At 68.9% G+C, this 6,258-nt stretch carries 6 protein-coding genes; 2 read left to right on the top strand and 4 right to left on the bottom strand.

Features of this window, described 5'->3' with window-relative positions:
- Window positions 1-163: 163 nt before the first annotated feature.
- The 3 genes from VMJ70_11410 to VMJ70_11400 are packed head-to-tail and all read right to left on the bottom strand — an operon-like array spanning window position 164 to window position 1,976.
- Window positions 164-394 carry an ATP synthase F0 subunit C gene (locus VMJ70_11410; GenBank protein ID HTO91727.1) on the bottom strand — a complete coding sequence of 77 codons (231 nt, stop codon included), beginning with the start codon at window positions 392-394 and terminating at the stop codon, window positions 164-166.
- Window positions 395-409: 15 nt separating this feature from the next.
- Window positions 410-1,759, bottom strand: a complete 1,350-nt coding sequence (gene atpB, locus VMJ70_11405) for a F0F1 ATP synthase subunit A (GenBank protein HTO91726.1) — start codon at window positions 1,757-1,759, stop codon at window positions 410-412.
- A 16-nt stretch (window positions 1,760-1,775) separates the two neighbouring features.
- The gene (locus tag VMJ70_11400; protein ID HTO91725.1) at window positions 1,776-1,976 is read right to left on the bottom strand and encodes an AtpZ/AtpI family protein; all 201 of its coding nucleotides are present in this window, start codon (window positions 1,974-1,976) and stop codon (window positions 1,776-1,778) included.
- A gap of 253 nt (window positions 1,977-2,229) precedes the next feature.
- Here VMJ70_11400 and VMJ70_11395 point away from each other — a divergent pair, with 253 nt between their 5' ends.
- Complete coding sequence (locus VMJ70_11395) at window positions 2,230-2,763, top strand: NUDIX domain-containing protein (protein HTO91724.1); 534 nt, start codon at window positions 2,230-2,232, stop codon at window positions 2,761-2,763.
- Here the strand turns inward: VMJ70_11395 and VMJ70_11390 are convergent.
- Window positions 2,705-5,503 (bottom strand): CHAT domain-containing protein, encoded by a 2,799-nt coding sequence (locus VMJ70_11390; GenBank protein ID HTO91723.1) that lies wholly within the window; start codon window positions 5,501-5,503, stop codon window positions 2,705-2,707. The two genes, VMJ70_11395 and VMJ70_11390, sit on opposite strands and share 59 nt — an antisense overlap.
- Before the next feature lie 114 nt (window positions 5,504-5,617).
- Between VMJ70_11390 and VMJ70_11385 the strand changes: the two genes are divergently transcribed.
- Complete coding sequence (locus tag VMJ70_11385) at window positions 5,618-6,124, top strand: YajQ family cyclic di-GMP-binding protein (protein HTO91722.1); 507 nt, start codon at window positions 5,618-5,620, stop codon at window positions 6,122-6,124.
- Window positions 6,125-6,258: the final 134 nt, after the last annotated feature.

Genomic DNA, 6,258 nt, shown 5'->3' with positions numbered 1-6,258 from the left:
CGGACCCCAGGCGAACTTCCGCATCCCCCACAGCAGGATCAGAAACCCGAGGATCTGGGTGACGACCTGCCGGATGTCGATCAGATTTCCCATTGACCCCTTCCGACGAGTTGCCCCGCGTACTCCGGCGCAATCTCGGGTGACAAGCGGCCGTCTGCGATCGTCAAATCTTGCCTGACAGGAGGAACATGGTGACGAACGCGTAGATCGTCAGCGCCTCGGCGAGCGCCGCGATGATGATCATGGCCAGCTGAATCTTGGCCGTAGCTTCCGGCTGACGGCCGATCGCCTGCATCGCGCCCTGGCCGATCAGACCGAGTCCGATGCCCGAGCCGATCGCCGCGATGCCGATGCCGAGGGGAAGACCGAGAGACAATGCCGCGTGGAGATCCATTGCCGATTCCTCCGGTTAGTGCGCCTGAGCGGGTGTCGCCGAGTGAGAATGAGCTTCTTCGTGATCGTGATCTTCGTGCGGAAGCATGAGCAGGAAGTAAATCGTGCTCAACACCATGAATACCGCCGCCTGCAGCGTGCTGGTGAGCAGCGCGAGCAGCAGGAACGGCAGTTGAAGCGGAAGGCCGAACGGCAGGTGCAGGCTGGCCAGGCAGGTGATTCCCAGACTCACGAACGCCACCAGCAGCATGTCCTCGCCGAAGATGTTGCCGAACAATCGGCACGAGAGCGAGATCGGCTTGGCCAGCTCGCCGAGCACGTGGATCGGCAGCATGAGCGGCGCCAGCAGCCAGCCGGTCAGATCGCGCGGCGAGCCCAGCATGTGATCGACGTAGCCGAGCGGGCCCAGCTCGCGGAGCCCGATCCACTGGGCGTACACGAACACGATCAAACCGAGCGCGAAGGTGACGTTGAGGCTCGAGGTCGGCGAGTCCATGAATGGCAGCAGCCCGAACAGGTTCATGAGCCAGATGTAGAGGCCGAGCGTGCCGAGGAAGGGCACGAAGCGCGGCGCGTACTTCTCACCGATGATGCCGGCGATGAAGTTGTGGAGCCCCTCCACCACCAGCTCGAGCGCGTTCTGAAGTGGCGTCGGAATCATCTGCGGATTGCGCGTGGCGACGAAGCAAACCAGGCACAGGATGAATGCGACCAGCAGCGCGAACGCGATCGCCTCGTTGCGGTCGAGGAAGCGCGCCCAGCCGGCCTCGGGGTACGCGCGGGCCAGCACCGTGATCACGCTCGGGAACTTCTGGGGCCCCGACTCCTGTTCGCCGTGCGCGGCGGCCTGGTGCGAAGTCTCGGCCTGCTGCGTCGAGACGTCGGGCGCGTCTTCGGCGCGCGCGCCGTGCAGCACCGCCGGCACGATCCACCAGGCCGCGACCAGCAGCACCGCGACGATCGCCGCCGCCCTCCACCGCGACGCCGTGATCGCTCGCCATGCCCCTGATTGGAGGGTGACGGTGGACAGGGCCTTGAGCACGATCACGCCAGGCGGGAGCAGGAAGCCGAGCAGCTGCGCGCGAATCGAGAGGTGCGACAGCGTCCAGGCGCCGGCCGCGAACAGGAGCAGCAGGCCGGCGAGGCTCGTTCCCGCGCGCAGCCAGGACGACGTCTCGCGCCGGTCCGCGCCGGTCAGCGTGACGACGAGCCGCTCGAGAAGAAAGAGGTTGATCAGCGACCACGCGACCCCGGCGGCGAACGCGATGCCAAGCGGCAGGCGGCCGTAGGTCGCGATCATCAGCGACAGCAGTCCACCGGAGATCAGCGCGGTGCGCCGAACGCGAACCAGGAACTCGAGACCCATACCGGCGCAGGCGCAGTTATCCGCGCTTCGCTCGCTCCTCCTCGTCTTGGTAGCGCTTGTAGATCTGGCTCGTCTCTCGCGCCGCGGCCACGAACCCCAGCGCGAGACCGATGATTCCCAGCCACGGGGAAGTCTTGAACCGGCGGTCCAGCGCGGCCCCGAGGAAGAAGCCCACCAATGGAGCGACGATCAGCAGCGTGGGAATCGCCAGCAGCATCCCGGCGCTTCGCAGAGTGCTGTACGGCCCGCTCTTCCGCCCAGGGTCGTTCAAAGTGCGCACCCCGGTGGGTCGTGCTCATTCCGGTCAGGGAGTGTCGCGAAAGCCGGAGGAATCTAAGGAAAGGCCGCAGGAGGGTCAACCCGATCAGGCTCCTTGCCCCGAGATTTGACGGCCGGTCCCGGGCCCTCGCGCCCACATTAGAGCGAGCGGTCACTGGCCTGCCCCGGGCCAGCCCTCCTATGCTTCGACCGTGATCCGCCTGCAGGTCACTCACGTCGAGGTCTACGTGTTCCGCCGCCGGAGGCGGCGGGTCGAGATCCTCTGCCTTCACCGCGCGCCCGGCACCCCGCTGCCCGGCGCATGGCAGCCCATCACCGGGCGCATCCGCCGCAACGAGCCGGCGCTGGTCGCCGCCGCCCGCGAGGTCCGCGAGGAGACCGGGCTCGAACCCCGGCGGTGGTGGGGGCTGGAAACGCTGTCGGTCTGGTTCGAGTCGGCGAACGAGCGACTGGCCGCTCTACCGCTGTTCGCGTGCGAGGTCGGCGCCGGAGAAGCGGTGCGGCTGTCCCGCGAGCACGACGACTTTCGCTGGCTCGCGCCGCGCGCGGCCGGCCCCCTGTTTCACTGGGAGACTCAGCGCCGGGGCCTCCGGGCGCTCGAGACCGAAGTGCTGCGCTCGCGCACCGGGATCCGGGCGCTCGATCGCACCGAGCTGCTGGCGAAGCTCAGGCGCTCGCGGCGCGGCGGCGCAGCACGAAAAACACGATCACGCCGACCGCGATGAGCGCGCCGGCCAGTGCGAGCAGTATGAGCGGCAGGCCGCCCGCTGTTTCCGGACGCGCGCCGGCCGGCAGCCGCTCGAGGTGCAGTTTCGCGCCGTCTGCTCCCACCACCACGAATCCTGCCCAGTAGAACGGGTGCGCGGTCGCCGGATCGGAGCGCATGATCTTCTGCGCGGCGCGTAGCGCGTCCTCGGCGGTCTGGCCATCGGCGAGCGCGGCATAGAACGACTGCATGAATTTCGCGGTGGCGCGATCCTCGACCGGCCACAGCGTCGCCACCACCGTCGGCACGCCCGCGGCCAGGAACGCGGTCGAAAGCCCGGCGACCCCCTCGCCGGACAGCGCGCGATTGCCCTCGCTCTGACAGCTCGAAAGCACCACGAGGGTGGCGCGCAGCGGCACCGCTGCGATCGATTCGGCGCGCCACATCGCGCTCGAGTCGGCGCCGCCGCGCAGCTGAATGCCCGAGCGCCACGGCCGATCGTCGTCCACGGCGGTGTGGCCGGCGAAATGAATCGCCGCGTATCGATCGAAGTGGGGGGCGTCGTCCCAGGCGCGGATCGTGGAGGCCGCGCGCACTTCGACGTCGCGATACGAGTTGCGCAATTGCTCGACCTCGGCGCGGGCGCCGGCCAGGCCCTGCGGGCCCTCGGTCCCACCGCCGATGAAGGCCAGCAGCCGCGCGTCGGGCGCGGTGGGCGGAGCGCGCTCGCGCAGTAGCGCCAGCATGGTGGCCGAGGGCACGTGGATCACGCGGTGATCTTCGAGCAGCGCGGCGCCGCCCGCTCCGAGCGGCAACGCCGCGAGCGGCACCAGGTGAAGCGGTCCATCGGGAGCGAACAGCACGGTCTGCGACTGCTGCATCAGCGGCACGAGCGGGCCGAACAGACCCTCGCCGAAGCTGGCCAGCGTCTCGCGCGACAATCGCGTGGAGGAATCCGCCGGTGGGGCGGCGACCAGATCGCGCAGCACCTGAATGCGTTCGGTCAGGACCGGCAGCCGAGGCAGGCCCACCACCGCGCAGGTGTCGCGCGTCACCGCGAACACCCACGACGAGTCGTCGGTCGCGAGCGACTCCAGCAACAGCTCGCCGGGTCTGAGCACGGTGGTCTGAAGCCGCGTGACCGTGACCGGCGGCGGCGAGTGTGCGGGGTCCGCGACTGTGCCGGTCAGGCGCTCGATCAGGGTGCGGGTCCTGAAACGCTGGAGCGAATCGAACGCGGCGATGGTGCGCGCCTGAGCGCTGGCGTTCGGACGCTCCAGCTCGTGCAGCACCATCTCGCCGAACAGCTCGTCGATCGAGTTCCAGCTCTCGCGAGCTTCGGCGGCGCGGGTCTGCGCCCGCCGCGCCTGCAGAGCCTGCGTGGCCATGGCCAGCGACGAGTCCGCGTGGCTCCAGTCGCCGAGCTGGCGGTAGGCGCGGGCGATGAACGCCCACAGATAGGGTCCGTAGCGTGCGGTCTTCATGGCTTCACCGACCGCCACCATGTTCTTGAGATAGGGCAGCGCCTCGCTCGGCCGGTCAGCCTGCAGCAGCGCGAGCCCGTAGGCGACGTCGAGCGCGATCAGCGCCTCGCCGGTGGCGCGCGGGAGCAGCGCCGGCCGGCGCGCCTCGACTTCGCGCACCGCTTCTCCGGCACGACCCTGGCCGCACAGCGCGTACGAGAGCCACACCAGCGAGCGGGCCTGGCCCAGCACCTCGATGGTGTCTCCGGCGGCGAGCCCGGCGCGGGCCTCGCGCTCGGCGTCCACGAAGCGGTTCTGCGCCTGGTAGAGATTGGCCAGGGTGACGTGCAGGAGCGCGAGCGGCACGCGTAGTCCGAGCTTCTCGTCGAGAGCCCGCGCTTCGGTCAGATGCTGCTCGGCCGCCTGGAGCTGATCGAGATCGAGCTCGCTGCCGCCCAGCTCGCGCAGCGTGAACGCGAGATAGAGCTCGGCCCCACGGGCGCGGAAGGTGTCGGCGGCCTCGCGGATCAGCTTCAACGCCTCGCCCGGGTCGCCGGCCTGGGATTCGTAGAACGCGACCGCGATCCTGGCGTAGGGCGTTTCGTAGTTGTCGGGGTACCTGGCGATCTCGGCGCGCAAGCGGGTCGAGAGATCCCTGGCGGTGGCCATGTCGCCGAGCCGGCCCACCGAGAGCAGCTCCCAGCGCAGCGAGCGCAGCAGGATCAGGGGCGCCGCGGCACGCGTCGCGTGATCTACGGCCTCGCGGTAGTAAGGGATCGCATCCTGGAACTTCGCCTCGCGGAACATGAAGCTGGTGACGGTGAACGCGCTCCACGCAATTTCGTCGTCGTAGCCCAGCCGACGCGCCATCGCCAGGCTGCGTTGCGCCTCGGCGTAGGCCGGCTCGAGCTGCCCGCTCGCCGCGAGCAGCGACGCCCGGGCGCGCGCACACCGCAGCACCTCGAGACTGTCGCCCGAAACCAGCGCCAGCGATTCGGCCTCCGCGACGGAGCCGAGCCCGGCCGTCGGACGCGGCACGTAGGAGGCGATCGTGGCGTGCACCCGAAGCGCGGCGGTGAGCTCGGTGCGATCGCCCTGACGGCGCACCTCGGCCACAGTCGTGTCCATCACCCCGAGCGCCGAGTCGCCAAGCGCCTTGCCGATGAGGTCGATCGAGCGCGTGGAGTCGGCCGCGAGTCGCGCGAAGAACTCGGGATGCGTCCAGGCGCCGGAACTGGTGGAGGGAACGAGCAGGATCGCGAGCAGCGGCAGGATGGCGCGGCGGCGCGGCATCATGCCGCCAAGATAGCGGCAGGCCTCACTTTGGCCAACTCCCGCTCGCCGGTCAGCGCGGCACGCGGCTATAGTGGGGACCGAGTCGCGAACCCACCTCGACCTGGAGAATTCCGCTTGGCCAGCACCAGCTCATTCGACGTCACCACCGGCGTGGACTTCATGGAAGCCCACAACGCCGTGGACCAGACCACCAAGGAGATCACGCAGCGCTACGATTTCAAGGGCCTGAAGACCGAGATCACCCTCAATCAGAAGGAGAAGAAGATCACGCTGGCGGCGCCCGACGAGTTCAAGCTCAAGGCGATCTGGGACGTGCTCCAGAGCAAGATGGTGCGGCGGGGCGTGCCGCTCAAGAATCTCAAGCCCGGCGAGGTTCAGCCCGCCTCGATGGGCAGCGCGCGCCAGGAAATCGCCATTCAGGACGGGCTGACCGCCGACATGGCGCGCGACGTGGTGCGCGTGATCAAGGACGCCAAGCTGCGCAAGGTGCAGGCGTCGATTCAGGGCGACACCGTGCGCGTCTCATCGCCCAGCAAGGACGAGCTGCAGGGTGTCATGACTCTGCTCAAGCAGAACGATTTCGGCGTCGAGCTCAAGTTCGGGAACTACCGGACCAACTAGCCGCTCAACGCATCACGGACATTTTCGCGGTGCGGGTTCCCTCGCTCGCCGAAAGTCTCACCATGTAGACGCCCGGATTCAGCGCCCGCTGCGGCGTGATCGCGATCACCTGCCGCCCGGCGGCCGCCGTTGCA

Source organism: Candidatus Sulfotelmatobacter sp., from assembly GCA_035498555.1.
Lineage (GTDB): Bacteria > Eisenbacteria > RBG-16-71-46 > RBG-16-71-46 > RBG-16-71-46 > DATKAB01.
This window is presented reverse-complemented; position numbering and strand designations above follow the sequence as displayed.